This is a genomic window from Methylorubrum zatmanii, from assembly GCF_014845115.1.
Taxonomy (GTDB): Bacteria; Pseudomonadota; Alphaproteobacteria; order Rhizobiales; family Beijerinckiaceae; genus Methylobacterium; species Methylobacterium zatmanii.
Map to the genome: position 1 here is coordinate 1 of NZ_NKUI01000311.1, position 2,368 is coordinate 2,368.

2 protein-coding genes are annotated in these 2,368 nt (G+C 67.7%); one reads left to right on the plus strand and one right to left on the minus strand.

Going from position 1 to position 2,368, the window contains the following annotated elements:
- Positions 1 to 134: 134 nt before the first annotated feature.
- Positions 135 to 1,349, minus strand: coding sequence for a polyhydroxyalkanoate depolymerase (locus MZTS_RS24135; protein WP_192285827.1), 1,215 nt, complete (start codon positions 1,347 to 1,349; stop codon positions 135 to 137).
- A gap of 333 nt (positions 1,350 to 1,682) precedes the next feature.
- Here MZTS_RS24135 and MZTS_RS24140 point away from each other — a divergent pair, with 333 nt between their 5' ends.
- Complete coding sequence (locus MZTS_RS24140) at positions 1,683 to 2,339, plus strand: glutathione S-transferase family protein (RefSeq protein ID WP_192285829.1); 657 nt, start codon at positions 1,683 to 1,685, stop codon at positions 2,337 to 2,339.
- The last annotated feature ends 29 nt before the right edge of the window (positions 2,340 to 2,368 follow it).

Sequence of the window (2,368 nt, forward strand, 5' to 3'; positions counted from 1 at the left end):
AGGTGTTTATAAGAAACAGGTCCATAACAGCCTCTAGAGCGCTCTCCGCCGAAGTGGACGCCGGTTCGGTGCAAGAGGGCGCCTCGAACAAAGGCTTGGAGCCGATCCCGACCGCAACGCGGTCGGGATCGGCTCTACGCATGTGAAGCAATGAAGTTGCGCACGAGCGGATAGGTCTGGCTCTCCCACTTGCGGCCGGAGAACACGCCGTAATGGCCCACCCCCGCCTGGAGGTGGTGGCTCTTCATGTGGGGCGGCAGGCTCGAACAGAGGTCGTGGGCCGCCATGGTCTGGCCGACGGCGCAGATGTCGTCGCGCTCGCCCTCGACCGTCATCAGGGCGGTCCGGCGGATCGCGCCCATGTCGATATGCGCGCCGCGATAGGTGAGCTGGTTGCGGGCGAGGGTGTAGTCTTGGAAGACGGTCTTGACCGTCTCGAGGTAGAACTCGGCGGTGAGGTCGAGCACCGCGAAATACTCGTCGTAGAAGGTCTCGATCGCCCGCGACTTCTCCGTGCTGCCGTCCATATAGTGCCAGAACAGGTCCGAATGGGCGTCGGCGTGGCGCTTGGCGTTCATCGAGACGAAGGCGGCCACCTGCACGAAGCCCGGATAGACCCGCCGCCCCGCCCCCTTGTGGCGGCTGGGCACCGTCTCGATCAGATTCTGCTCGAACCACGTGATCGGCTTCGAGGTGGCGAGCGTGTTCACCGCGGTCGGGCTGATGCGGCAATCCACTGGGCCCGCCATCAGCGTCATGCTGCGCGGCTGCGCCGGGTTGCCGGTATGGGCCATCAAGGCGGTGGCGGCGAGGGCCTGCACGGCGGGCTGGCACACGGCCATGAGGTGGGCGCCCTCGCCGATCGTCTCCAGGAAGCGCACGACATGGTCGACATATTCGTCGAAGCCGAAGCGTCCCTCGGAGAGCGGCACGTCGCGGGCATTGTGCCAGTCGGTGATGTAGACGTCGTGGTCGGGCAGCAGGGTGCGCACGGTGCCGCGCAGGAGCGTGGCGAAGTGGCCCGACAGGGGAGCGAGCACCAGAACCTTGGGCTGCGGGCTCTCGACATCCTTGCGGAAGCGCAGCAGCGTGCCGAAGGGCGTGGCGAGCACCGGCTCCTCGATCACCGGCACCTCGCGGTTGCCCACGGTCACCGCGTGGATGCCGTAGGCGGGCCGCGCGAAGGTGAGCCCGGAGCGCATCATCATGCGCGCGCCTGCCGACCACCACTTGGCGGCGTCGTGCCAGGGCGTCCGCAGCCAGGGGGCGGCGGCATCCTGCAGGATACGGCCCCATTGCCGAGTCTGCCGGGCGATGTCCGATTGGACATCGAAGGCTTGGTAGAGCATCGGGCCCTCACTCCCCGCGCACGGAGTTCCTGTGCGCGTCCCCATCTGTCGCGAACGTCGTGCCAGCCGGCCTCGCCCGCGCGACTTGTCGGACCGCGATCGTCGCCCCCGCGACGCGATGCCGGACGGTCGAGGCTAAGCCGTTCTGGATTGGGCGCAACCGAACAAAAGTACATCCCGCGCCATTGTGGTGTGGATGCATCACCTTTCCGGTGGAGAGGGGAAAGAAGATCTCTTTCCCCCGAGGGCGGCGATCGCGAGGACGGCCGCCGCGGGACACGGCATGAGTCTTGGATCGCCGGTCCTTCAAGAGCACCAACCCGGAGGACGGCCATGGCCGAGGCGACGCTCACGATTTCCAGCCGGAACTATTCTTCGTGGTCCCTGCGCGGCTGGCTGCTCTGCCGGATGGCGGGGCTCAACCTCGCGGTGGAGGTGCTGCCGGGCTCCGACGCCTCGACCCGGGCCGAGCTGCTCCACCTCTCGCCCTCCTTCCTGGTGCCGCGGCTGGAGCATGGGGCGACCATGGTGTGGGACGTGCTCGCCATCGCCGAGTATCTCAACGAGGTCCGGCCCGGTGCCGGCCTCCTGCCCGAGGCCCCGGCGGACCGGGCCCGCTGCCGCTCCGTCTCGGGGGAGATGCATGGCGGCTTCGTCAACCTGCGCTCGGCCCTGCCGATGAACCTGCGCAGCCTCCACCGGGGCTTCAAGATCTTCAACGGCGCCAAGGGCGACATCGAGCGCATCTGCACGATCTTCGAGGATTGCCTGTCGCGCTCGGGCGGGCCCTACCTGTTCGGCGCCCGGCCCACGGTGGCGGATGCGATGTACGCCCCCGTCTGCACCCGCTTCCGCACCTACGACGTTCCCCTGCCCTTCACCGCCGCGACCTACCGCGACACGATCCTCGCCTGGGATCTGATGGGCGAGTGGACGGCGCTGGCCGAAGGAGAGCCCGAGGAGATCGAGGAACTCGACATGGAGTTCTGAGGCCGGCGCCGCCGGCCTCAGAACTCCAT